General features: G+C 60.6%; 24 protein-coding genes. 12 read left to right on the forward strand and 12 right to left on the reverse strand.

The features are described 5' to 3' along the window. Nucleotides 1-52 precede the first annotated feature (52 nt). On the forward strand, nucleotides 53-868 hold the full coding sequence (locus HP556_RS27910; RefSeq protein ID WP_120287667.1) for an exodeoxyribonuclease III: 816 nt from the start codon (nucleotides 53-55) through the stop codon (nucleotides 866-868). 6 nt (nucleotides 869-874) lie between these two features. Here the strand turns inward: HP556_RS27910 and HP556_RS27915 are convergent, their stop codons facing one another. Together HP556_RS27915 and HP556_RS27920 are read right to left on the reverse strand one after the other, a co-directional pair. Further along, nucleotides 875-1,324: a cyclic nucleotide-binding domain-containing protein gene (locus HP556_RS27915; RefSeq protein ID WP_089263672.1), complete on the reverse strand. Its 450-nt coding sequence runs from the start codon at nucleotides 1,322-1,324 to the stop codon at nucleotides 875-877. 72 nt (nucleotides 1,325-1,396) lie between these two features. After that, nucleotides 1,397-2,083: a response regulator transcription factor gene (locus HP556_RS27920; RefSeq protein ID WP_068730214.1), complete on the reverse strand. Its 687-nt coding sequence runs from the start codon at nucleotides 2,081-2,083 to the stop codon at nucleotides 1,397-1,399. A gap of 249 nt (nucleotides 2,084-2,332) precedes the next feature. On the opposite strand from HP556_RS27920, the gene HP556_RS27925 reads away from it, so the two are divergent. Next, on the forward strand, nucleotides 2,333-2,842 hold the full coding sequence (locus tag HP556_RS27925; protein ID WP_420878722.1) for a L,D-transpeptidase family protein: 510 nt from the start codon (nucleotides 2,333-2,335) through the stop codon (nucleotides 2,840-2,842). Nucleotides 2,843-2,928: 86 nt separating this feature from the next. Here HP556_RS27925 and HP556_RS27930 read toward each other — a convergent pair whose 3' ends face one another. Both HP556_RS27930 and HP556_RS27935 read right to left on the reverse strand, forming a co-directional pair. Beyond that, nucleotides 2,929-4,023: a YXWGXW repeat-containing protein gene (locus HP556_RS27930; RefSeq protein ID WP_175369336.1), complete on the reverse strand. Its 1,095-nt coding sequence runs from the start codon at nucleotides 4,021-4,023 to the stop codon at nucleotides 2,929-2,931. 150 nt (nucleotides 4,024-4,173) lie between these two features. Further along, entirely contained in the window at nucleotides 4,174-4,902 is a 729-nt protein-coding gene (locus HP556_RS27935) for a YggS family pyridoxal phosphate-dependent enzyme (RefSeq protein WP_175369337.1), read from the reverse strand. A 75-nt stretch (nucleotides 4,903-4,977) separates the two neighbouring features. Between HP556_RS27935 and HP556_RS27940 the strand changes: the two genes are divergently transcribed. From HP556_RS27940 to holA, 4 genes are all read left to right on the forward strand, one after another. Further along, nucleotides 4,978-6,675 carry a diguanylate cyclase domain-containing protein gene (locus tag HP556_RS27940; RefSeq protein ID WP_175369338.1) on the forward strand — a complete coding sequence of 566 codons (1,698 nt, stop codon included), beginning with the start codon at nucleotides 4,978-4,980 and terminating at the stop codon, nucleotides 6,673-6,675. Nucleotides 6,676-6,856: 181 nt separating this feature from the next. After that, nucleotides 6,857-9,466: a leucine--tRNA ligase gene (gene leuS / locus HP556_RS27945; protein WP_175369339.1), complete on the forward strand. Its 2,610-nt coding sequence runs from the start codon at nucleotides 6,857-6,859 to the stop codon at nucleotides 9,464-9,466. Further along, nucleotides 9,453-10,004, forward strand: a complete 552-nt coding sequence (locus HP556_RS27950; RefSeq protein WP_089263131.1) for an LPS assembly lipoprotein LptE — start codon at nucleotides 9,453-9,455, stop codon at nucleotides 10,002-10,004. The genes leuS and HP556_RS27950 overlap by 14 nt, the downstream gene beginning before the upstream one ends. Before the next feature lie 9 nt (nucleotides 10,005-10,013). Continuing rightward, nucleotides 10,014-11,042 carry a DNA polymerase III subunit delta gene (holA, locus tag HP556_RS27955; protein ID WP_175369340.1) on the forward strand — a complete coding sequence of 343 codons (1,029 nt, stop codon included), beginning with the start codon at nucleotides 10,014-10,016 and terminating at the stop codon, nucleotides 11,040-11,042. A gap of 269 nt (nucleotides 11,043-11,311) precedes the next feature. Here the strand turns inward: holA and HP556_RS27960 are convergent, their stop codons facing one another. From HP556_RS27960 to rsmG, 3 genes are all read right to left on the reverse strand, one after another. Further along, nucleotides 11,312-12,202, reverse strand: a complete 891-nt coding sequence (locus tag HP556_RS27960; protein ID WP_175369617.1) for a ParB/RepB/Spo0J family partition protein — start codon at nucleotides 12,200-12,202, stop codon at nucleotides 11,312-11,314. 148 nt (nucleotides 12,203-12,350) lie between these two features. After that, a complete protein-coding gene (locus HP556_RS27965) occupies nucleotides 12,351-13,205 on the reverse strand; it encodes a ParA family protein (protein WP_068730223.1) in 855 nt (284 codons plus the stop codon). Next, the gene (gene rsmG, locus HP556_RS27970) at nucleotides 13,192-13,902 is read right to left on the reverse strand and encodes a 16S rRNA (guanine(527)-N(7))-methyltransferase RsmG (protein WP_175369618.1); all 711 of its coding nucleotides are present in this window, start codon (nucleotides 13,900-13,902) and stop codon (nucleotides 13,192-13,194) included. Before rsmG ends, HP556_RS27965 begins: the two co-directional genes overlap by 14 nt. Before the next feature lie 102 nt (nucleotides 13,903-14,004). Between rsmG and HP556_RS27975 the strand changes: the two genes are divergently transcribed. Together HP556_RS27975 and HP556_RS27980 are read left to right on the forward strand one after the other, a co-directional pair. Beyond that, entirely contained in the window at nucleotides 14,005-14,538 is a 534-nt protein-coding gene (locus tag HP556_RS27975) for a DUF4269 domain-containing protein (protein ID WP_175369341.1), read from the forward strand. An 85-nt stretch (nucleotides 14,539-14,623) separates the two neighbouring features. Next, nucleotides 14,624-14,812 (forward strand): hypothetical protein, encoded by a 189-nt coding sequence (locus HP556_RS27980; RefSeq protein ID WP_175369342.1) that lies wholly within the window; start codon nucleotides 14,624-14,626, stop codon nucleotides 14,810-14,812. A 32-nt stretch (nucleotides 14,813-14,844) separates the two neighbouring features. Here HP556_RS27980 and mnmG read toward each other — a convergent pair whose 3' ends face one another. The 4 genes from mnmG to hemJ all read right to left on the reverse strand — a co-directional run bounded on the left by mnmG (nucleotide 14,845) and on the right by hemJ (nucleotide 20,552). Further along, complete coding sequence (mnmG, locus tag HP556_RS27985) at nucleotides 14,845-16,716, reverse strand: tRNA uridine-5-carboxymethylaminomethyl(34) synthesis enzyme MnmG (protein WP_175369343.1); 1,872 nt, start codon at nucleotides 16,714-16,716, stop codon at nucleotides 14,845-14,847. 303 nt (nucleotides 16,717-17,019) lie between these two features. Continuing rightward, on the reverse strand, nucleotides 17,020-18,354 hold the full coding sequence (mnmE, locus tag HP556_RS27990) for a tRNA uridine-5-carboxymethylaminomethyl(34) synthesis GTPase MnmE (protein WP_175369344.1): 1,335 nt from the start codon (nucleotides 18,352-18,354) through the stop codon (nucleotides 17,020-17,022). A gap of 235 nt (nucleotides 18,355-18,589) precedes the next feature. Continuing rightward, nucleotides 18,590-19,855, reverse strand: coding sequence for a transcription termination factor Rho (gene rho / locus HP556_RS27995; RefSeq protein WP_068730228.1), 1,266 nt, complete (start codon nucleotides 19,853-19,855; stop codon nucleotides 18,590-18,592). 274 nt (nucleotides 19,856-20,129) lie between these two features. Further along, on the reverse strand, nucleotides 20,130-20,552 hold the full coding sequence (hemJ, locus tag HP556_RS28000) for a protoporphyrinogen oxidase HemJ (protein WP_175369345.1): 423 nt from the start codon (nucleotides 20,550-20,552) through the stop codon (nucleotides 20,130-20,132). A gap of 472 nt (nucleotides 20,553-21,024) precedes the next feature. On the opposite strand from hemJ, the gene HP556_RS28005 reads away from it, so the two are divergent. From HP556_RS28005 to dnaQ, 4 genes are read left to right on the forward strand one after another with little or no spacing between them, the layout of a single operon-like run. Continuing rightward, nucleotides 21,025-21,864: a pyruvate, water dikinase regulatory protein gene (locus tag HP556_RS28005; protein ID WP_089263669.1), complete on the forward strand. Its 840-nt coding sequence runs from the start codon at nucleotides 21,025-21,027 to the stop codon at nucleotides 21,862-21,864. Beyond that, complete coding sequence (locus HP556_RS28010; protein ID WP_175369346.1) at nucleotides 21,861-22,469, forward strand: Maf family protein; 609 nt, start codon at nucleotides 21,861-21,863, stop codon at nucleotides 22,467-22,469. The genes HP556_RS28005 and HP556_RS28010 overlap by 4 nt, the downstream gene beginning before the upstream one ends. 16 nt (nucleotides 22,470-22,485) lie before the next feature. Beyond that, nucleotides 22,486-23,085 carry a dephospho-CoA kinase gene (coaE, locus tag HP556_RS28015; protein WP_175369347.1) on the forward strand — a complete coding sequence of 200 codons (600 nt, stop codon included), beginning with the start codon at nucleotides 22,486-22,488 and terminating at the stop codon, nucleotides 23,083-23,085. 32 nt (nucleotides 23,086-23,117) lie between these two features. Then, nucleotides 23,118-23,819, forward strand: coding sequence for a DNA polymerase III subunit epsilon (dnaQ, locus tag HP556_RS28020; protein ID WP_089263111.1), 702 nt, complete (start codon nucleotides 23,118-23,120; stop codon nucleotides 23,817-23,819). 61 nt (nucleotides 23,820-23,880) lie between these two features. Here dnaQ and secB read toward each other — a convergent pair whose 3' ends face one another. After that, entirely contained in the window at nucleotides 23,881-24,360 is a 480-nt protein-coding gene (secB, locus tag HP556_RS28025; protein ID WP_068730233.1) for a protein-export chaperone SecB, read from the reverse strand. Nucleotides 24,361-24,466 lie beyond the last annotated feature (106 nt).

Raw genomic sequence — 24,466 nt, forward strand, 5'->3', positions numbered from 1 at the left:
GATGCCCTCATGATGAGCAGGCGCGCTTGCGCCGTCTCACCATCGGATTTCCATGCGTTTTTCCCTGACCACCTGGAATATCAATTCGGTGCGATTGCGCATCGACCTTGTCGCCAAGTTTCTCGAAGAGATGCAGCCGGATGTGCTGTGTCTGCAGGAAACCAAGTGCCCGGACGATGCCTTTCCGCTCAAGCGCTTCAAACAGCTCGGTTATGACCATGTCGTGCTGAACGGGCAGAAGGGCTATCACGGCGTCGCCATCGTCTCGAAACTTCCATTCGAGAGCAGCGACATCCGCGTGTTCTGCAACAATCTGGACTCACGCCACATCTCGGTATCGTTCGGCGAAAAGGCCGGCATGGCCGTGCCGCTGATCGTGCATGATTTCTATGTGCCTGCCGGCGGCGACGTTCCGGATCCGGACGTGAATGCGAAGTTCGCGCACAAGCTCTCGTTCCTCGACGAGATGAAGACCTGCGAGCCGCTGCATCCGCGCGGCGATGCGCGTCATATCCTGGTCGGCGATCTCAACGTAGCACCGCATGAGAATGACGTGTGGTCGCACAAGCAGATGCTGAAGATCGTGTCGCATACGCCGATCGAATGCGAAAAGCTGCTCGCCGTGCAGAGCGAGGGCAACTGGATCGACGTCGCGCGCGAACGCATTCCACTGTCGGAAAAGATCTACACGTGGTGGAGCTACCGCGCCGCCGACTGGGCGGTGTCGAATCGCGGCCGCCGCCTCGATCACATCTGGGTGTCGTCCGCGCTAAAAGATTCGATCCGCGACTTCACCGTCACGTCAGATGCACGCGGCTGGGAGCGACCATCGGATCACGTCCCGGTCACGACGGTGCTGGAGCTTTGATATCAGTTACTGGCTGAGCTTGGCGCCGATCAGCGTCACGTCGCTGGCGAGCTGACTGACGCGAGTCGCCATGTCGTCACGCAGACGGCGCGCGGCCGCGGGATCGCTGTCAAGCACGCGCTGAAACAGGCTGCGTGTGATCCGGATCGTGCTGGAATATTCCGTGGCGACCGCCGTCGAGGGCCGCTGCATCGCCACCAGTAATGCAAGTTCGCCCATCAATGTGCCGGGGCCTGCGATCACTTCATGATCGCTGCCGTCGTCGAGGCTGATGCGGAATGCGCCGTTCTGGACGACGTAGCCGCAATCGGCATCGTCGCCCTGCCGAAACAACACCGAGCCCCGCGCAAATTCCTGCTGCTCGGAACCGATCGCGATCACGCGCAAAGCGGCGATACCCAACAGGCGCAATGTCGGGACGCGCTCAAGCAGGGCTACATCATCATCGATCGACATGCAGAACCGTGTGATCGGGACGCGCAAAGGAGGATACCGAACAGCTAATGGCGAATCGGCTCCCGAATCGTATCACGGCACCAACTTGTAGCCACCGGCTTCCGTCACCAGGATTTCAGGATTGGCGGCGTCCTTCTCGATCTTCTGACGCAGCCGATAGATGTGCGTTTCCAGCGTGTGCGTGGTGACGCCGGAATTGTAGCCCCAGACTTCCTGCAGCAACGTCTCGCGCGACACCGGCAACTGCCCGGCGCGGTACAGGAAGCGCAGGATCGCCGTTTCCTTCTCGGTCAGGCGGACCTTCTTGGCATTGGCACCGGTGAGCATCTTGGAGCCAGGCCGGAAGCTATAGGGACCGACGGTGAAGACGGCATCTTCGCTGGCTTCGTGCTGACGGAGCTGCGCACGAATACGCGCCAACAGCACAGCAAAGCGGAATGGCTTGGCGACATAATCATTGGCGCCGGATTCCAGACCGAGAATGGTGTCGGAATCGGTGTCATGCCCGGTCAGCATGATGATCGGCGCCTTGAAGCCACCCTTGCGCAGGCTGCGCACGACTTCGCGACCGTCCGTGTCGGGCAGGCCGACATCCATCAGCACCAGATCGGGGGAATTGGCCTTGGCTGCAGTAGCGCCCTTGGCGCCGGTGTCGACAGCGGAGGCCTCGAACTCTTCGTGCAGCGACAGCTGCTCGACCAGCGCCTCGCGCAAATCAGTATCGTCATCCACGATCAAGATCTTGCGGGCATTGGGCATTGCGACAATCCTTTGAACGGCTGCGGCGGAGCGTTGTTCGCCGCGCTGAAACAGTGGGCCAGAAATCGTGACAGGCTTCGCCGTTACTGCATATTCTAGCGCAAAATCAGCGACATTCCCGGCGAATGTACTGCTGCAGCGCGAAATAGAACATTTGCGGTAAATAGCAAGGCGGAGTTCGCGATTCGGATGGGAAGTCTCGTTATTTCAGACACTTATCGAACAAGCTTGCGTGATCGACCGCTAACTATGGTTCACATTCGCGCGTCAGCCGGAGACAGACTCCGTGGATGGCTGACGACCGACCACACAACCATACCCGTCGCGCTCGGCCGCGGCGGAATCAAGGCGAACAAACGCGAAGGCGACGGCGGAACGCCGCGTGGGACGTTTCGCCCCATCCGGCTGTGGTGGCGGGCCGACCGCAATCCACGTCCGCGTAGCTTTCTGCCGATCCGCCCCATCACGCCGATGGATGGCTGGTGCGAGGATCCGTCTGATCGGCACTACAATCGACCGGTCCGGCTCGATCGTGGAAGTGACGGCGACCGACTGGCCCGCGAGGATCATCTCTACGATTTCATCATCGAGATCGACCAGAACACCCGACCACGGATCGCAGGGCGAGGCAGTGCAGTGTTCCTGCATCTGGCCCGCCCGAAATTCGCGCCGACCGCGGGCTGTGTCGCCATGACCAAGCCAGCCATGCTGCGGCTGCTGGCCCGGATCGGGCCGAAGACGCGCATCGTCATTGGGTAGATCTGGTGCAGACTCCATCTTCAAATTTTTCAGGCGAGGCGTGAAGATCTGACCGAGGATAAGAATAACCCGGCCAGATCGATCGGTTACTCCGGCTTCCTACGCGAATCGTTATGCGTCGGGGCCTTCGGTCTCGCCGGCGGATGAGAAACCGGACGGGGCGCCGGATGAGTTGCAACCGGATGCGATACTGGCCGCGCGGCGGCAACATGCGGCGGGGCCGGCGGCTTCGCGACAGCGGCCATCCTGGGAGCCGCCGGGTGCGGGGCGACAGGCGGCCTGATAGCAGGTGGCTTGGCTACGGCGTTCAGCGGTTTCGGCGGGACTGCACCATTGGTCGTCGCATGTGCGACGGTCGTCGGTGGCCCCTTGTTCTCAGGCGTTGCGTTCGCAACCGGCCTGTTTGCTGGCGGTTTGGCGCCGGTCGCAGGAAGTACCGCGGGCACGGGCGTCGCCGCCGGCCCGACTTCCCGCGCTGCCACGACCCCTTTGCCGGTGAATTCACCCGGTTTGGCAGTCGCCGCGATCACCGGATGCCCATGATTTTCGGACGCGCGCAGCGCTCTGTTGGTGCTCGCGATATGTTCGTGCTGGGTTTGTACGGCCGTCGCCGCGATGTGCGGTTGGTGCGCGACGGCCTGCTCCTGCGGCGTCGGCTGCGCGGTTGTGCCGCCCGTGCCGCCATTAAAACTGACCCTTGTGATGTTGGTCGTATTGTTGACGATGGTCTGGTTGTAGACATTCGTCACCGCGACACCGCCGAAATTGTTGACGGTCCGATTGTAGGCGAACACGCCGTTATTCCAGCGACCGCCACCATAACCGACGCCGCTATAGCCGTAGCCGTAATCGACGCCGCCATAGAAGCCGACATGGGTTCCCCAATAGCCGGCGTTCCAACCGTAATAGCCATCGTGCCAGCCCCAAAAGCCCGGCGTCCACAACAGGCCGACCTGAGGCGGCTCGACCCAGGTGCCGGGCACCCAGTAGTAACCGTCCGGACCATAGGCCCAGAAGCCGGGCGTCCAGATATAGCCGGGCGCGGGAATGGCGGGCTGCTCGTAGACCGGCAGTTCCGGTGGAGCAATCGTGATGCTGATGATCTGCGCCATGGCAACGACCGGCATGGTGAACACGACCAGCGCGGCCAGAAGCCAGGTAACGGAGCGAAAGTGTCGCATGTCTGTCCCTCTCGCGGGGCGGGGATCCCGCGTCCGGACACAGTCGAGACGGAATAGTGCGACATTATGGCGCACCTTCAGGCGTGCGGTCGGGAACTTTTCAGTTCAGGCAAAGCGCCAACGGCCCATTAACGGAAGTGAAGAGAAGAACTACCGTTTCCCGAAGATCGCCGAGCCGACGCGCACATGAGTCGCGCCAAACTGGATGGCGATGGCGAAGTCGGCACTCATGCCCATCGACAACCCGGTCAATCCGTTACGTGCAGCGATCTTCGCCGTCAGCGCGAAATGCGGCGCTGGCGCATCCTCAACCGGCGGAATGCACATCAGTCCGGAAATCGTCAGCCCATAGGTATCGCGACAGCGGGCCAGGAAATCATCAGCCTCGCTCGGCGCGATACCGGCCTTTTGCGGCTCCTCACCAGTGTTGAGCTGTACGAAGAGCTGCGGCGTCCGCTGCTGCGCCTTCATCTCCTTGCTTAACGCTTCGCAAATGCTCGGTCGATCGACCGAGTGAATCGCATCGAACAAGGCAACCGCTTCCTTGGCCTTGTTGGACTGCAAAGGCCCTATCAAATGCAACGCAATCGCGGGTTGAGTGGCGATTAACGCCGGCCATTTGGATTTTGCCTCCTGGACGCGATTTTCGCCGAACACACGCTGACCGGACTGGATCACGGGCGCAATTGCGTCAGCCTCGAACGTCTTCGACACCGCGATCAACGTCACAGAACTGCGGTCCCGCCGCGCTTCGTTACATGCGCGGAAGATATCGTACTCGACCGAAGCGAGTCCGTCGGTTGGTAAAGAAGACGTTACGCCCGACGACTCTTGCACGGATTTATTTTCAACCAAGGCGCGAACTTTCTTGAGATCCATTGCAGTTTAACGAATCCGGGAAAGGCTTTTTGAAGGCTTTGGAGTACCTATGTCCGCGGGGCTTAGGGATCGAAGATGTCACGCATCGGTATTAACCGCAATAAAGCGAGGCTCAGGGGAGCTCTCGGCATTCGCGCTCGACTGGTCCTGTTGGCCCTCATTCTGGTCGGGCCATTAATGGCGGAGCGAATTCGCTCACTCGATGCGACGCGTACCCACCAGATCGCGACGGCCGCGCGTGATTTCGCTGGCGTCGCCCAGCACAGCGCCGATGCACAGCGCGAAGTCTTCGCCTCGATCGAGGCCGTGCTGAAATCATCCGCCTACATCTATACGTCGGCCGCTCAGGTGAATCGGAGCTGCGCCATCATGCGGGCGAGCCTCCGCGGCGATATGCCGTGGCTGCGCAGCCTGACAGTGGCCGGTGCGGATGGCATCGCCATGTGCTCGACCTGGCCGGAAGTCATCGAGCAGAGATTCGATTTCAGCGATCGCCCCTATTTCAAGAAAGCGATTGCGACCGGTGAGTTTGTCGTCAGCGATTATCTGTTCAGCCGCTTGACGAACCAGCCGACCGTGATGGCGGCCTATCTCGCACCGGGCCTGACTAAGGACGACGATGCCGTGGTACTGGCGGCGGTGAATCTCGACTGGATGTCGAAGATCATGGGCAATCTCGGCGACCGGCCCGGTGTCACGACACTGCTGGTCGATCATGCCGGCACCGTGCTTGCAGCGCCGCCGACAAACGCCAGCGCGATTGGTCGGCCGATGGAAGACCTTGCTCTATTGCCGATGATCGAAGCGCATCTGCGCAATACGGATAAGCAGACCGGTTCGCTGTCATTCAGCGCCAGTGACGGTTCACAGCGCACCGTATCATTCGCGACAATCCCCGGTACCGGCGCGCAATTGATCGTCAGCATCGACGAGGCCCGAGTCTCGGCGGTTGCCGATCGCGAGATCCGCACCGCCTATTTGCAGCTCGCCTTCGTTTGCCTGTTCGTTCTGCTTGGCGCGCTGGTGGTTGCGGAGCGACTGATCATCAAGCCGATCCAGATGATGGAGACCATGGCGCAGCGCTTCGGTCGCGGCGACTGGTCGGCCCGCGTAGCGCGGAACAAGCTGCCGGCCGAGTTCGTACCGCTGGCACGCGCATTTTACGGCATGGCGGCGCAGTTGCGTGGTCGCGAACGCGAATTGCGCGCCAGCAACGAGCAGCTCACGGTGCTTGCCTCCATCGACATGCTGTCTGGCCTTGCCAATCGGCGCGGCTTCCAGAGCCGCCTCGATTTCGAATGGCTGAAGGCCCAGCAATCCGGCGACCATCTGACGCTGCTGATGATCGACGTCGATCACTTCAAACTCTTCAACGACACCTATGGCCATCCCGAAGGCGATGCTTGCCTGGCGCGCGTCGGCGAAGCTCTCTCCAGCCTGGCCGATCGCTGCTCGGGCTTTGCCGGACGCTATGGCGGCGAGGAATTCTGCCTGCTGCTGCCGGGCACCGAGGTCGCCCGCGGCATCCAGATCGGCGAAATAGTACGCGCGGCAATCTGGAACCTGGCGGTCTCCCATGCCACCAGCGCACATCAGCGGGTCACGGTCAGTGTCGGCGTGGCCTCGACGATGCCAGCTACGCTGGAGACGGCGAACGATTTGATCGAGGCAGCCGATGCCTCGCTCTACGCCGCCAAACGGCGTGGCCGCAACACCGTGGTGGAGCACGGCTTTGTGCGGGCATATGGCACGGCCGTGTCGCTGGCGGGGTGAGACTACGGGCCCGCCCCTGGTCCCGTTTCTTGTCTTAAACCATTGACCTAACGCAGCCTTTTATGGCCTAGTCCCCGGCCTCAAGCGCGAATTCAGCCCGAGCAAGCACCGGTTTGCGACCTCGTTCGCGCGTCCATGATCTGAGAAGCGCTCGAACCGGCCGGCGGATTTCAAAAACACCATGAGCAACGAACGTTACAACGCCCGCGAGACCGAACCGCGCTGGCAGCGCGTCTGGGACGACAAGGCGATCTTCGCCACCAAGAACGACGATCCGCGCGAGAAGTATTACGTACTCGAGATGTTCCCCTATCCGTCGGGGCGCATCCATATGGGCCATGTCCGCAACTATACGATGGGCGACGTGGTTGCGCGCTTCCAGCGCGCGCAGGGCAAGAACGTGCTGCATCCGATGGGCTGGGATGCGTTCGGCCTGCCCGCCGAGAACGCCGCGATCGAGCGCAAAGTCGCTCCGAAGGCGTGGACCTATGAGAACATCGCGTCGATGAAAAAGCAGCTGCAGACCATGGGTTTGTCGCTGGACTGGTCGCGCGAATTCGCAACCTGCGACCCTACCTACTACAAGCATCAGCAGAAGATGTTTCTCGATTTCATGCGGGCAGGTTTGGCCGAGCGCAAGAAGTCCAAGGTGAACTGGGATCCGGTCGACCATACCGTGCTGGCCAATGAGCAGGTGATCGACGGCCGCGGCTGGCGCTCAGGGGCGCTGGTGGAGCAGCGCGAGCTGACCCAGTGGTTCTTCAAGATCAGTAAATATTCCGACGAGCTGCTGTCTGCCCTGGATACGCTGGATCGCTGGCCCGACAAGGTGCGCCTAATGCAGCGCAACTGGATCGGCAAGTCGGAAGGTCTGCATTTCCAGTTCGGACTGATCGGCGCACCCGCGGGATTCGACAAACTGCCGGTGTTCACGACACGCCCGGACACGATGTATGGCCCGACTTTCGCTGCGATCTCGCCGGATCATCCGCTGGCGAAAGCGCTGGCAGAAAAAGACCCCAACGTTGTCGCCTTCATCGAGGAATGCCATCGCATGGGCACCTCGCAGGCCGAGATCGACACAGCCGAGAAGCTCGGCTTTGACACCGGCATCAAGGTCACGCATCCCGCCGACGCGTCATGGACACTGCCACTCTATATCGCAAACTTCGTGCTGATGGATTACGGCACCGGCGCCATCATCGGCTGCCCCGCACACGATCAGCGCGACCTGGATTTTGCGCGCAAGTACGACCTGCCGGTGCTCGACGTGTTCGTGCCCGTCGGTAGCGATGAGCGCGTTGGTAACATCGCTTTCGCTCCGGCGAAAAGTGAGACTGTGCAGTATGTCCGTTGGGTGGGTGCACCCGGTGTGATGACCTGCGAAGAAGCGATGAAGAAGTCGCTCGAGATTTTCGAGAAGGACGGCTGGGGCAAGCGCGAGATCAATTTCCGCCTGCGCGACTGGGGCATCTCACGTCAGCGCTATTGGGGTTGCCCGATCCCGATCATCCACTGCCCGAGCTGCGATATCGTGCCGGTGCCGGACAAGGATCTGCCGGTCGTGCTGCCGGAGGACGTTTCCTTCGACAAGCCGGGCAATGCACTGGATCATCATCCGACGTGGAAGCATGTGAAGTGCCCGAACTGCGGCGCGGATGCGCGGCGCGAAACCGATACCATGGACACCTTCGTGGATTCGTCCTGGTACTTCACGCGCTTCACGGATCCATGGAACACGTCGGCACCCACGACGACCGCCGTTGCCAATCGAATGATGCCTGTCGATCAGTATATCGGCGGCGTCGAGCACGCGATCCTGCATCTGCTGTACAGCCGCTTCTTCACCCGCGCCATGAAGGCCACCGGCCACGTCAATTTCGACGAACCGTTCGCCGGCATGTTCACGCAAGGCATGGTGGTGCACGAGACCTACAAGAAACAGGACGGCACCTTCGCCTCACCGGCCGAGATCAACATCGAGATTGGCGGTAACGGCCAACGCGCTACGCTGATCGCCACTGGCGAAGACATCACCATCGGCCCGATCGAAAAGATGTCGAAGTCGAAGCGCAACACAGTCGACCCCGACGACATCATGGGCACCTACGGCGCTGATACCGCCCGTTGGTTCATGCTGTCGGATTCGCCGCCCGACCGCGACGTCATCTGGAGCGAAGAAGGCGTCAAAGGCGCTTCGCGCTTCGTGCAGCGTCTGTGGCGGCAGATCAACGAATCAGCCGCGCACGGCAAATCGGCGCCGGCAGCCCGTCCCACCGAATTCGGCCCCGATGCCTTGGCGATCCGCAAGGCGGCCCATGGCGCGCTCAGCAAGGTCTCGATCGAGATCGAAAAGCTGCATTTCAATGTCTGCCTCGCCCATATCCGCGAATTTTCCAATGTGCTGGGCGAAGCTTTAGCGAAGCCGGGAACTCTGACCCCGGACGTCTGCTGGGCGCTGCACGAGGCCTCGGTCATTCTTGTTCAACTGTTTGCGCCGATGATGCCCCATCTGGCCGAGGAATGCTGGGGCGTACTGGGGCAACCGGGCATGATCTCGGAAGCCCGTTGGCCGCAAATCGAGCCCAATCTGCTGGTTGAAGACACCATGACCCTGCCGGTACAGGTCAACGGCAAGAAGCGCGGAGAAGTCACAGTGGCCCGGGAAGCGACGAACCCGGAAATTGAGGCTGCCGCTCTGGCGCTCGATGCTGTAAAACAAGCTCTCGACGGCAAACCCGTCAAGAAGGTCATCGTCGTCGCCCAGAGGATCGTGAATGTTGTCGGCTAAATCCCGTATTGCCGCCCGGCTCATGGTCGTCGCCACCCTGGCGGCGCTGACGGCCGGCTGCTTCCAGCCGATGTATGCCGAGCGTGGCGACGGTAAACCCGGCCTGCGCGAGAAGCTGCAGGGCGTCGAGGTTCCGCCGCTAGACTATCCCAACGCATCGCCGCAAGCGCGCGTCGGCGTGAATATCCGCAATGCACTGATGTTCAAGATGTACGGCAGCGCCACCGGCCTGCCGCCGACCTATCAGCTGAAGATTCGCTTCAATCCGAGCCGGACCTCGCTGATCGTCGATCCGAATACCGCGCTGCCGACCAGCGAAAACTACGGCATCGATGCGACCTATGGTCTGATCGAGATAGCCACCGGCAAACAGGTCCTGACCGGCAGCACCTTCTCCCGTGTCACTTATGACATCCCGGGCCAGTTGCAGCGCTTCGCCCGCGCCCGCGCCTATCGGGACGCCGAAGACCGTGCGGCGGGTGAGATCGCCGACAACATCAATACCCGTCTGGCGTCGTTCTTCTACGCCGGCACCTAAGCCCGTCGCGTGGTCGCGCTTCGCGGAAAAGACATCGACACGTTTCTGGCGCGGCCGGATGCCGGCCGGCCGATCATTCTGCTCTACGGAGCTGACGCTGGACTCGTCCGCGAACGCGCCGACGCGCTGATGAAATCCGCGGTCGACGATCCCAATGATCCATTTTCGCTGGTTCGCATGGACGGCGATGATTTGGCCGCCGAGCCGTCGCGTCTCGTCGAAGAAGCCATGACGGTGCCGCTGTTCGGTGGGCGACGGGCGATCCGTGTGCGCGCAGGCTCAAAGAATTTTTCCAGCGGCGTCGACACGCTCGCTGACTCCGATATCAAGGATTGCCGCATCGTCATCGAGGCTGGTGAGCTTCGGCCGGAATCGCCATTGCGGAAAGTCTGCGAGAAGGCCAGGACCGCGGTGGCCATCGCCTGTTACCCCGACACCGAGCGCGATCTCGCAAAGCTTATCGATGAAGAGCTCCGCGTCTCCAATCTCCGCATGGCGCCGGATGCACGCGCCACACTAATGTCGCTGCTCGGCGGCGATCGGCAGGCATCGCGTAACGAGCTCCGCAAGCTCACGCTCTATGCGCATGGTACCGGCGAAGTCACGCTCGACGACGTGATGGCCGTCGTCGCCGACGCGTCCGAGCTGAAGATCGATCCAATTGTCGACGGCGCCTTTGCCGGGAATCCCGCCGCGGTGGAAGTCGAGTTCAACAAGGCGATGATCGCCGGAACTTATCCGGGCATGATCATGATGGCCGCGCAGCGCCAGGCCGCATTGCTGCACAAAGCCAGCCTGCTGGTGGAGGCTGGTAGTTCGGCATCAGTAGCCGTGGAAAGCGGATTTCCGCGGCTGCATTTTTCCCGCAAGGGAACGGTGGAAGCAGCGCTGCGAAATTTCTCGGCGCAGCGGCTGGTCAACATCATCGAGCAGCTTGCCATCGCTGCTCTCGACGTGCGCAAGCAAAACGCCCTCGGCGCGGTGATCGCACAGAGGGCGTTGATGTCGATTGCCGTGAATGCAAGGCGGCGCGGTTAAGTAGCGATGGCGCTCCCTTAACCTCGCCCCGCATTTGCGGGGAGAGGTCGACCGGCGAAGCCGGTCGGGTGAGGGGCATGGGACAAAGTCAGCCCAACACACGATCTTTCGGATCGCACCAATTCGTCTTCAAAAACGTCAGTGAAATGATCCGACCCGAGAGCATATCTCTGCGGCGAACTCTGTGCGCTGCCCCTCACCCGCCGCGAACACGCGGCGACCTCTCCCCGCGCAGAGCGGGGCGAGGTTAGGAAGCAGCACCGTCGAAATCAGCCTTCCGAATCCAGCCGCTTCAGAATTTCGTCGAGCTGATCGAGATCACGATACTTGATGATCACGGTCCCGCCGGGATCACGGTGATCCACCGACACTTTCAGCCCGAGCACGTCGCTGACCCGTTTCTCCAGCGCGATCGTGTCGGCATCCTTCGCCGCCTTGGGAGATGACGTGCGCGGCTTCTGCGGCGCACGCTCCGGCACGCCCTCTTCATGCGCAAGCGCTTCGGTCTGACGAACGTTCAGTCCCTCGGCGATGATCCGTTTCGCGGCGCTCGATGCGTCCGGCAGGTTGATCAGCGCGCGGGCGTGACCGTTGGAGAGCTGTCCCGATGCGATCAGGTCCTGCACGTCATCCGGCAGCTTGGTAAGGCGCATCATGTTGGCGACATGGCTGCGACTCTTGCCGACGATTTTCGCGATCTCGTCCTGGCTGTGTTTGTAGGTCTCGGCGAGCGCGTGATAGCCCTGCGCCTCTTCCATCGCATTGAGATCTTCGCGCTGGACGTTTTCGATGATCGCGATTTCCATCGCGGCCGAATCCGTCACGTCGAGCGGCACGATCGGCACTTCATGCAGACCGGCGATCTGCGACGCGCGCCAGCGGCGTTCGCCGGCGATGATCTCGAAGCGATCGTTGCTACCCTTCACCGGCCGCACCACGATCGGCTGGATCACGCCATGCTGCTTGATCGACGCCGCGAGTTCGCTGAGTTCCGCATCCGCAAAGGCCCGCCGCGGATTGCGCGGATTGGCCTTGAGAAATTCAATTGGCACCTTGCGCTGGTTGCGCGAAGGACGCTCGACATGCGCGGCTTCGCCGCCGACATCGCCGATCAGACTTGCAAGACCGCGGCCCAGCCGCGAACGCGCTTCATCAGCCATCGCCAATCCCTTCGAACTCATCGCGCCACTCCGTACTCAAACGTGAAATTCGGTTGCAGGCTGGGCAAAGGCGTACTTGCGCCGTGCCTGCCATTATCGTTTGCGATCCGCTGTTGTGGGCACGCTGTGCTTTGCCCACCCTACTTGCTCAGTGAGCGGTGCGCAGGTCGCGCTCGCGCTGGATCACTTCGGTCGCGAGCCGCAGATAGGCTTCTGAGCCCGAGCACTTCAGGTCATAGACCAGCACCGGCTTGCCGTAGGACGGCGCTTCCGAAATGCGGACGTTACGCGGGATCATGGTCTCGTAGACCTTGCTGCCCATGAATTCGCGGACATCGGCAACCACCTGGTTTGACAGGTTGTTGCGCGAGTCGAACATGGTCAGCACGATGCCATGGATCGACAGGTTCGGATTCAGCGTCGAGCGCACCTGCTCCACGGTCTGCAACAATTGAGACAAACCTTCGAGCGCGAAGAACTCACACTGCAGCGGAACGAGAATCGCATCCGACGCGGCCATCGCATTGACCGTGAGAAGATTGAGCGACGGCGGACAGTCGATCAGCACGTAAGTATAGTCGGAGCCCGGCGAGACATTGTTGTTCAACTCGCCGATCGCATCGCGCAGCCGGAAGGCGCGGTCGCGGGCCGAGCCGAGTTCGAGTTCGAGACCCGAAAGATCCATGGTCGATGCGGCAATATGCAAACGCGGCACCGCGGTGACAACGACGGCATCGCGCAGCGGCGCTTCGCCGATCAACACGTCGTAGGTTGAGCAGTTGCGATTGCGGCGATCGATGCCGAGTCCGGTGGACGCATTACCCTGCGGATCGAGATCGACGATCAACACGCGCTCCCCGATCGCGGCGAGTGCGGTGCCGAGATTAATCGCGGTGGTGGTCTTGCCAACGCCGCCTTTCTGATTCGCCAGCGCCAGGATGCGCGGATGGCCAGGCACCGTATTTGACGTATGCTCTTGATATTGCTGATCAATTACGGTCATTGGTGTGGCCATTTTGGTTTGCGGACGGGGTCAGTCGCTCGATCCGGTCGAGTTCGACGATCCAGCCTTGTCCGCCGGTCAGGCTGGCATGCAGGCGCGGGCTTATATTCCAATATCTAGTAGCTTCGGTCAATTCCGATTCTACATCTTGACCCTTGAGAAATAAGGCTTTTGTGCCCGGCTTCATCAGGGGCTCGGCGAAACCGATAACGATATGTAACGAGGCAACGGCACGCGCGGTGATGCAATCGACATGCTCGGGAAATCTATCCACATTATCCCCGATGTCAGCCAGATGAATCGTGCCGGGGGCTTGCGTCACACGTAACGCTTCGCGCAGGAACGCCGCCTTCTTGGCGTTTCGCTCGACGAGATGAACATGTCCGCCAGCGACATCACCCATGGCACAGGCCAGAACCACGCCTGGGAAACCTCCGCCGCTGCCGAAGTCTAGCCAGATCTTTGCATCCGGCGCGAGGTTCAGAAGCTGCAGCGAATCCGAGATATGGCGCGTCCAGAGATTTGGAAGCGTGGCCGGCGAAATCAGATTTGTCTTGGCCTGCCACTGCAGCAACAGGTCGACATAGCGATCGAGCCTGTCTTCCGTTTCACGTGAAACAGGTGTCAGCCGCAAGGCCGCAGCCTTATCGGCATCGAGCCGGGGAGCGGGAGCCGCTTGCTGGGATCGTTGCGCCATTGGATTGTCTGAAAAGCTGTTGGGACCCATCCATACTCCGAGTCCATTACAGCCGCTATCAAATTGCCGGATTGAGGCGACGAATCCGGGCGGCAATTTCCGATGAATGAGCGACCGATCTATCAGGGCGCCCTTCGACGCACCGGCCTGCTCCGTACCCTCGAGCCATTCGACCCGCATGTGATCGGCACGCTGCCGCTCGGTGTCGCCCGGCCCGACAGTGACATCGATATCGTCTGTTGCGCCGCCGACCTGTCCGCGGCTGTTGAACTTGTCTGGAAGCACTTCGGCGAGTCCGAAAGCTTTGCCATCTATCAATGGTCGGCCAAAGGCCGACCATTGATCGCGACATTCGAAGCGTATGGATGGCCATTCGAAATCTTCGTCAGCTCGACTCCCGTACAGGATCAAGCTGGCTGGCGGCACTTCGAGGTCGAGAAGCGACTGCTGACCCTGGGCGGACCCGCCTTCCACACCGCCATCTGCGCGTTACGGGCCGGAGGAGTAAAGACAGAGCCTGCCTTTGCGCGTGCTCTCAAGCTTGAAGGCGATCCTTACGCCGTCCTGTACGACCTGTTCAGCACCTCTGATAACCAGCTGAATGCCGTCCTGAGGGCGCAAGGGTTTGCAGTATAGAGGATTCAGGACAGTGAGTTGACCAGGATCAATGCGAGCAGGACGAGTCCGGCCTCCAATGAATCATCGTTGGAGGCAGATGACCATGAGTGTGATCGTACGGCTTTTCCTGACGCTGGCAGCACCCATCACTGCGCTGTTCGTCTCGCGTGATGCACTCAATTTCGACGTGGTCCAGACGATCGTCGCCGTGATCCTCTTTACGGTGGCCGTCGCAGCTATTGCCTTCTGGCCCCGCCGGCCAGCGAAGCCATCTTCAACGGAGCCGCGTTGATTTCGGCTTCCTGTTTCACGTGAAACAACCAACTAGGCCAAAGCAGCCTTCGGCTTGCGTGCTTCGCGGCGGAGATAGGCCGCGAGAATGGCCAATGCGGCCGGAGTCATACCATCCAGACGTCCCGCCTGCCCCACAGTGTGAGGAAGCGCTGCCTTGAGCTTCGCCCGGGCCTCATTGGACAGTCCGGGGACCGCATCATAGTCGACATCCACCAGCGAGAGACCCTCGTCACGGCGAAAAGCCTCCACATCCGCGGTCTGACGCTTCAGATAGACATCATATTTGGCATCGATCTCGATATGGGTGCCGATCGCTGGGTCAATGGCCGATAATTCTGGCCAGATCCGGATCACGGTGGCCCATTCGGTCTCTGGGTAGGACAGGAGATCGAAGGCAGAGCGACGCTGACCGTCGTGATTGAGCACCAGACCATGCTTCGCCGCCCCGTTAGGAGTGATCGACAGCGCCTGGGTCAGGGCCTTACCGGCGGCGAGCGCTTCCATCTTGGTGCCATGCCGGACCGAACGAGCGCTGCCGACACATCCCAGAGCGATACCCTTGTCGGTCAGGCGCTGATCGGCGTTGTCGGCACGCAGCGTGAGACGATATTCGGCCCGCGAAGTGAACATCCGATAGGGCTCGGTAATCCCACGCGTGACCAGATCGTCGATCATCACGCCGAGATAGCCATCGGCGCGATCGAATACGGTCAACTGGCTACCGCTCGCCACCAAAGCCGCATTCAGACCGGCGACGAGACCCTGGGCGGCGGCTTCTTCGTATCCTGTGGTGCCATTGATCTGCCCGGCCAGAAACAGGCCGGGGACGCGCTTGGTCTGCAGCGTCGGATCGAGTTCGCGGGGATCCACGTGGTCATATTCGATCGCATAACCCGGGCGGACCATTCGGACCCGCTCGAGACCGGGGATCGAGGCCAGGATCGCAGCCTGAACCTCCTCGGGCAGTGAGGTAGAGATGCCGTTGGGATAGACCGTGGAGTCATCAAGGCCTTCCGGCTCCAGGAAGATCTGGTGGCCATCACGATCGCCAAAACGGACGATCTTGTCCTCGATGGACGGGCAGTAACGAGGCCCCGAACTCTTGATCTGGCCGGAATACATCGGCGAGCGATGCACATTGGCCCGGATCACCTCATGGGTCGCCGGTGTGGTGCGCGTGATGCCGCACTGAATCTGCGGATTGGTGATCCGCTCGGTCATGACCGAGAACGGCTCCGGCGGATCGTCAGCGGACTGCATCTCTACCCCCGCCCAGTCGATGGTGGTCCCGTCGAGCCGCGGTGGCGTACCGGTCTTGAGCCGTCCGAGGGTAAAGCCGACGCGCTCGAACGCCTTGGACAGGCCGAGTGCGGGAGCTTCATCGATCCGGCCAGCGGGCCAGTTCTTCTCGCCGAGATGGATCAGGCCGCGCAGAAACGTCCCAGTGGTGATGACCACCGATCCGGCAGCGAGTTCGCGGCCATCGGCAAGACGGATGCCGGTGACCCGGCCGTTTGACATCAGCAGGTCGTCGGCCTCGCCTTCAACCACACTCAGATTCTTGGTCGCGACGATCGCCGCCTGCATCGCTGCAGCGTAAAGCTTGCGGTCCGCCTGGGTGCGCGGGCCACGAACGGCCGGACCCTTCTTGCGATTGAGCATGCGGAACTGGATGCCGCCGGCATCGGCCACGCATCCCATCAATCCGTCCAGGGCATCGACCTCGCGGACCAGATGACCCTTGCCCAGACCGCCGATGGCGGGGTTGCAGGACATCGCGCCAATAGTCGCGAACTGGTGCGTGACCAGTGCCGTCTGCGCGCCCATGCGCGCAGCACCAGCCGCGGCCTCGCAGCCGGCATGGCCTCCCCCGATTACGATGACGTCAAACTTGTCCTGCATGGCCGCAGCTTCTAGCGCGGGCGCCGCCGGGATTGAAGAGAAATCCACAGGCAGTGTTTCACGTGAAACAACGGTGTCTTTGGAAGAATGGAGGCCGGACTGTTTCACGTGAAACACATTCTTCTTCGCCATCATTGCGAGGGGCATATTGCAACGAAGCAGTCTTGTCTTTTGCAAGTCAGCTACCCGGCCTTCTGGATTGCTTCGCTCCGCTCGCAATGATGGCTGAAATCTCTATGCTTTACCGAGTTCCACGCCCGAGTTGATTCAATATTCATTCATTAAAAAATGAACAAAGAAATATTACTTACCTATACAAAAGTCCCGGAAGATGCTATCGAGGATATCCTCTACATCGACACGTCCCAGCAATCGTCCCAATTGCTGCGCTGCAGCACGCATATCCTCGGCGACGAATTCTTCCCCTTGCTGAGCCGATGCTGCAGCATTCTGCAGCAAATCCGATGTGCTGCGCAGCAAAAGACGCTGCCGCTCCCGGGTAATCAGCCCGGCCTCTCCGCTCCCGAAGTACCGACCGGCGAAGTCGACCAGCAGTGCCAACAGCTGTGCAAGACCATCGCCGCGCTCCGCAGAAATTGCGATCAATAGATCCGGCTTGGCCGACGCAGTCTGGACCAGATCGACCTTATTCCGGACCACCCAGACCGGCGTTTCAGATTCCGCAAGCCATTGCTCGGGATTGGATACCTCCGCGCTGGAGTCAACCAGCCATAGTACCAGATCCGCCTCGGCCGCGCGGGCCCGGGCCCGGCGCACGCCCTCCTCCTCTACCGGATCGGCCGTCTCGCGAATGCCGGCGGTGTCGATGATAGTTACCGGATAACCGTCGAGGTCGAGCTGCACCTCGATAACGTCGCGGGTGGTGCCGGCATGCGGTGAAACAATTGCCACGTCGCGCCGGGCGAGCTGATTCATCAGCGTCGATTTGCCGACATTGGGCTGACCCGCGATGGCCACCACCAGACCGTCGCGCAACCGCTCGCTTCGACCCTGCGCCGCCAGCACCTCCTCGATCTCCCGATGCAGCGCCGATGCTTTCGCCAAAGCCGGCGCCAGCAATTCGGCGGATACGTCGCCTTCGTCAGAAAAATCGATGCCGACTTCGACCAGGGCCAGCGCCTCGATGATCTGCTGTCGCCAGTTGCGCGCCTTGTCGCCGAGCAGTCCCTTGAGCTGCCGCAGCGCCTGACGCCGCTGCCGGTCGGTATCGGCATGGATCAGATCATCAAGGCCTTCCGCCTCAGTCAGATCGAGCTTGCCGTTCTCGAACGCGCGGCGCGTGAATTCGCCGGGCTCCGCCGGCCGTAAGTCGTCGATGGCGCCCAGGGCCTCAAACAAAGAAGCCAATACCGCGCGCCCGCCATGAATATGAAATTCGGCAACGTCCTCGCCGGTCGCGCTCGCTGGCCCCGGAAACCACAGCACCACCGCATCGTCGATCGGGCCGAGCCGGTCATCCGAGAGGAGAACATGGGCGGCCATCCGCGGCGCCGGCAGCTTCCTTGCCAGACGCGTCAGCGCCTCACCTGCCTGAGGACCTGACACGCGGACAATCGCAATCGCCGTCGGCGGGCGGCCGGAGGACAAAGCGTAGATCGTCTGGTCGCGTGGATGCATCGCCTATTTGCCGATGGGGGCGATGCGATGCAATGGGGATTCTGAACCCAGAATCCCGAGATATTTAAAACAATCCGTGATTCCGGGTCTGTGCATCAGGCGTCTTCGCCGACCTCCGTACATCCCGGAATGACGGTCAACGGCCAGTACAAAGAACCGACACAAAAAAGCGCCGCTGCTTTCGCAACGGCGCGTTTTGCAGTCCTGCAGCTGTTCGCTCGAACAGCGCCGAAACTTACGTATTCATCGAATCGAAGAATTCCGAGTTGTTCTTCGTGTTGCGGAGCTTGTCGAGCAGGAAGTCGATAGCGTCCATCGTGCCCATCGGATTGAGGATCCGGCGAAGCACATACATCTTCTTGAGCAGCTGCGGATCGGTGATGAGCTCTTCCTTGCGGGTGCCCGAGCGCGAGATATCGATCGCCGGGAAGGTCCGCTTGTCCGAGACCTTGCGGTCCAGGATGAGTTCCGAGTTACCGGTGCCCTTGAATTCTTCGAAGATAACTTCGTCCATACGGCTGCCGGTATCGACCAGCGCGGTGGCGATGATGGTCAGCGAACCACCTTCCTCCACATTACGAGCAGCACCGAAGAAGCGCTTCGGCCGCTGCAGCGCGTTGGCGTCGACACCGCCGGTCAGCACCTTGCCGGACGACGGGACCACGGTGTTGTAGGCGCGGCCAAGGCGGGTGATCGAATCCAGCAGGATGACCACGTCGCGGCCATGTTCGACCAGGCGCTTGGCCTTCTCGATCACCATTTCGGCGACCTGCACGTGACGGACGGCCGGTTCGTCGAAGGTCGAGGAAACGACTTCGCCCTTCACCGAACGCTGCATGTCGGTGACTTCTTCCGGACGTTCGTCGATCAGAAGAACGATCAGATAGCATTCCGGGTGGTTGGCGGTGATCGAATGCGCGATGTTCTGCATCAGCACGGTCTTACCCGTACGCGGAGGCGCGACGATCAGTGCGCGTTGACCCTTGCCGATCGGCGCGACGATGTCGATGACACGCGCCGAGAGATCGCGGCGGGTCGAATCTTCCAGCTCGAGGCGGAAGCGCTGGTCCGGAAACAGCGGGGTGAGGTTGTCGAAATTGACCTTGTGCTTCGACTTCTCGGGATCTTCGAAGTTGAGCGTATTGACCTTGAGCAAAGCGAAATAACGTTCGCCTTCCTTCGGGCTGCGGATATGGCCTTCGACCGTATCGCCAGTGCGCAAGCCGAAGCGGCGGATCTGCGACGGCGAGACATAGATATCGTCCGGACCCGGCAGGTAGTTCGCATCGGGCGACCGCAAGAAGCCGAAACCGTCGGAGAGAACTTCGACGACGCCTTCGCCGATGATGTCGGTTTCCTTGATCGCCAGCTGCTTCAAGCTCGCGAACATCAGCTCCTGCTTGCGCATGGTGCTGGCATTTTCGACCCCGAGCTCTTCCGCAAACGAGACAAGCTCGGCTGGCGTCTTGGCCTTGAGGTCCTGGAGTTTCATTTCCCGCATTGGGAGGGATCCTGTGGAAAGTCGGGGAGGGAGCGCGAGGTAGCCAAGACGGATGCGGACGCTGGAAAAGATCAGGAAAGTCCGCAGGTCTCTGGCCAGGAAGTCTTGAGCGAGGAAGGTGCTGAAGGAGCTTCAAACCTGATGCGGTGGCCGGTTCAAAAAGCGAAACCGGTACAAACCACATCCGCCTGCGTGGGGTGGGATGACGCGAATATAGAAAATCGCAGGGTGTCGCGCAAGGAGCCGAAACGGCGGTTGTGATGACAAATTTGGCCTAGAACGGCTTCACGATCACCAAAATGACGATCAGGATCATCAAAATTGTGGGTACCTCGTTGATAATTCGATAGAATTTAGAAGTCCGCGTATTTTTGTCCTGAGCAAAATCACGCACCCGGGCACTCAGGAAGCCATGAACGCCAGACATCAGCAGCACCAGCGTCAGTTTGGCGTGAAACCAGCCCGAGCTGAACCAGTGACCGGCCCAGGCGAGATACAGGCCGAGTATCCAGGCGGCGATCATCGCCGGATTGATGATCGCCTTGAGCAGGCGACGCTCCATCACCTTGAAGGTCTCGGATTGCTTCGAGCCGATCTCCGCATCGCAGTGATAGACGAACAGTCGTGGCAGATAGAACATGCCCGCCATCCAGGAGATGACGGCGATCACATGCAGCGCCTTGGCCCATTCATACATTCGAAAGTTCTTTCCAGCATCACTGCGTCACACCGCACGTGCAGACACCGGAACACTTCACCGGAAAGCCGCGTTGCAGGACGCGCCGATACAGAGCGGATCACCGCACTATCCGCAAGCCATCCTTCTCTTAAATAATATTTATAGAATCTTAGGTTTGAGTCTAAGTGACAGTGGATTTCAGCCGCCCAAAACAATCCCGGAACTGTCCCACGCTTATGCACATGGCCACGTGATTTCTCCAAAGCGGCCTGCATGCAAGTTCGATATGCAGCGCAAAGGCTTACCGTCGCCGTGCACTGGATTATCCCAAGACAAACCCGGATAACCCCATTATCATTCAGAGCAGCCTCAGAGCTTTTCCTCTTCATGAGCCCTGTGAAGAAAAAACCGAGTTATCCCGGGCCCGCCGAGGCGATGGTCGATTTCCCGGAAAAGCTCCACAGAGATTCACAGGACATACACGATCATGGTGCCCACCACCGGCAGCTATTTTCATCTTCATCTGGTCTCCGATTCGACCGGTGAGACATTGATCACCGTGGCTCGCGCCGTCGCGGCGCAATACGCGAATGTCACGCCAGTCGAGCATGTCTATCCGCTGGTCCGCAGCCAGAAACAACTCGATCGCGTGCTCTCCGAAATAGAGGAAGCGCCCGGCATCGTTCTCTTCACGCTGCTGGAAAAAGATCTGGTTGGCCGGTTGGAAGCCAAGTGCCAGGAGATCAACAGCCCGAGCCTATCGATCATCGGGCCAGTGATGCAGCTCTTTCAGGCCTATCTCGGTGCGTCGACCACCGGCCGCGTCGGAGCGCAGCACACGCTCAATGCCGAATATTTCAAACGTATCGACGCGCTGAATTATTCGATGATGCATGACGATGGCCAGCATGTGGAAGGCCTCGAAGAAGCGGATGTGGTTCTCGTCGGCGTCTCGCGCACGTCGAAGACACCAACATCGATCTATCTTGCCAATCGTGGTGTGCGCACGGCCAATGTGCCGCTCGTCCCCGGCATCCCCATTCCCCATCAGCTTGAGACGTTGAAAAATCCGCTGGTGGTCAGCCTGCACGCGACGCCGGAGCGCTTGATTCAGATTCGCCAGAACCGGCTTCTCAGCATTGGCAGCGATACGGCCAATGACGATTATATCGATCGCCAGTCGGTCACGGACGAAGTCACCTATGCGCGCAAGCTTAGCGCCAAATACGGCTGGGCTTTGTTGGAAGTGACACGTCGCTCCATCGAGGAAACCGCGGCAGCCATCATGAAACTGCTGGCCGATCGCCAGCGTCAGAGGATGTCCGAATGACCATTTGGCGTGGCGTGCAACCACTGATCCTGGCGTCGCAGAGTTTGGCGCGTCGTGAGTTGCTGGCGAATGCTGGCATTACGTTTGATGCGATGCCGGCGGATATCGACGAGCGCGGCATCCAGCAGAAATCCGGGTTGAAGGCGCCGGGCGAGATCGCAGCCTTGCTCGCCGAGCGGAAGGCGGCCTTTATCTCGCTGCGTCATCCCGGCCGCTATGTTCTTGGCGCCGATCAAATCCTGGCGCTCGGGGATCGGATGTTCAGCAAACCCGCCGGACGCGAACAGGCGGCCGAACAACTTGCGATCCTCGCCGGTCGGACCCACGAATTGCATTCAGCGCTTGCCGTCGTTTGCGATGGTGCGACGTTGTTCTCCAATGTCTCCGTGGCGCATATGACCATGCGCAAGCTGGATGATGCGGCAATCAATGCCTATCTGGACGCTGCGGGCGACAGGGTGACGACGAGTGTCGGCGCCTATCAGCTCGAAGGTCTGGGTGTGCATCTGTTCGAGCTGATTGAAGGCGATCACTTTACCATTCTCGGCCTACCGCTGCTGCCGCTGTTGAGTTTCCTGCGCGGCGAAGAGATGATCGCGATCTGATTTTTATGAGGAATTGATGCGCGTATTGGGGCTGACCGGTTCGATCGGAATGGGGAAATCCACCACGGCGAAGTTGTTCATGGAAGCCGGCGTGCCGGTCTATGACGCCGACGCCACCGTGCACATGATCTATGAGGGCGAAGCTGTACCGCTGATCGAGGCAGCGTTTCCCGGAACCACCGTGAATGGCAAGGTCGATCGCGCGAAGCTATCGCCGCTGGTGGTGCACGATGCCGCCGCGATGAAGAGGCTCGAGCAGATCGTGCATCCGCTGCTCGGCGCCTATCACAGAAAATTCCTGGACGATGCAGAGAAGTCGGGTGCGCCGGTGGCAGTGGTCGATGTGCCCCTGCTCTATGAAACCGGCGGAGAAAAGCGGGTCGATGCGGTAGTCGTCGTGTCCACCAATCCCGAGCAGCAGCGCGAGCGCATCCTGGCGCGCGAGGGTATGACGGCCGAGAAACTCGACGCCATTCTGGAGCGGCAGCTGCCTGACGCCGAAAAGCGCAAGCGCGCCGACTTCGTGGTGGATACATCGAACGGATTGGACCCCGTGCGGGAGCAGATCCGTGAAATTCTCGCCGAGGCTGTTAAGATGCCGCAACGGCGACCGTAACCGCCCCCTGATTCGACAACCGGCTTACTGCGATGCGCGAAATCGTCATGGATACCGAAACCACCGGCCTCGATCCCCTCCGGGGCGATCGGCTGGTGGAAATCGGTTGCCTCGAAATCTTCAACCGGATGCCGACCGGCCAGACCTTCCATGTCTACGTCAATCCCGAGCGTGACATGCCTCAGGAAGCATTCAACGTGCACGGGCTGTCGGCCGAGTTCCTGTCGACCAAGCCGCTGTTTCACGAAGTGGTCGACGACTTCATGGCCTTCATCGGCGATTCGCCGCTGGTGATTCATAACGGCATGTTCGACCTCGGCTTCATCAATGCCGAACTCGATCGCATCAAGCGCCCGCCGGTGCCGCGCGAGCGTCTCGTTGACACGCTGCTGCTGGCGCGCCGCAAGCATCCCGGTGTGTCGAACAAGCTCGACGATCTCTGCGCCCGCTATGCGATCGACAATTCCCGCCGCACCAAGCACGGCGCGCTGCTCGACTCCGAATTGCTGGCGGAAGTCTATATTGACCTCATTGGCGCCCGGCAGTCGCAACTGATCCTGGCGGACGAAGCGCCTGCGCAGCGCACCGGTAGCATCAATGACGCACCGCGCCGCCAGCGCGAGATCGCACTTGCGCCGCGCGTGACCGAAGCCGATCGCGCCGAGCACCGCGCCTTTGTCGCAACGATGGGCGAGAAGGCAATCTGGAACGAATTTCTGGGAACGCCGTCGTAAAACGACAATGGCCGGGACAAGCCCGGCCATGACGTAAGCTTATTGTTTGGAGCACCCCAACTTAGTTTGCCGGACCAGCGTCGGCTTGAGCCTGACGTTCCAGGTTCTGCCGGTACAGACCGACGAAATCCACGGGATCGAGCATCAGCGGCGGGAAGCCACCATCGCGCACCGCGGTGGCGATGATTTCGCGCGCGAACGGGAAGAGTAGGCGCGGGCATTCGATCATAACCAGCGGGTGCAGGTTTTCCTGTGGCACGTTGACGATGCGGAAGACGCCGGCATAGGCCAGTTCGAAAGAGAACAGCACCGAGCCGGCGTTCTCGGCCTTGCCCTCGACCGACAGCGTCACTTCATATTCGCTCTCGGAGAGATTGTTGGCGCCGACATTGATCTGGATATTGATGTTTGGCTGCTGGGCCTGCGGTGCCAGCGAGGCTGGGGCGTTCGGGTTTTCGAACGACAGGTCCTTGGTGTACTGCGCCAGTACATTAAGCTGAGGGGGGGACTGCTCCGGAGGGGTGCCGTTGCCGTTTGCCATCGAAAATTCTCCTGAAGCGCTGCCGGGCGGGTGGAACCGGTTCGTCGCGGGCGTCCGCACGAACGGTCGAATGAGGTGATCGCGGCGAGTGGCTATCATAGGCCTG

The organism is Tardiphaga robiniae, from assembly GCF_013359755.1.
Classification (GTDB): Bacteria; Pseudomonadota; Alphaproteobacteria; order Rhizobiales; family Xanthobacteraceae; genus Tardiphaga; species Tardiphaga robiniae.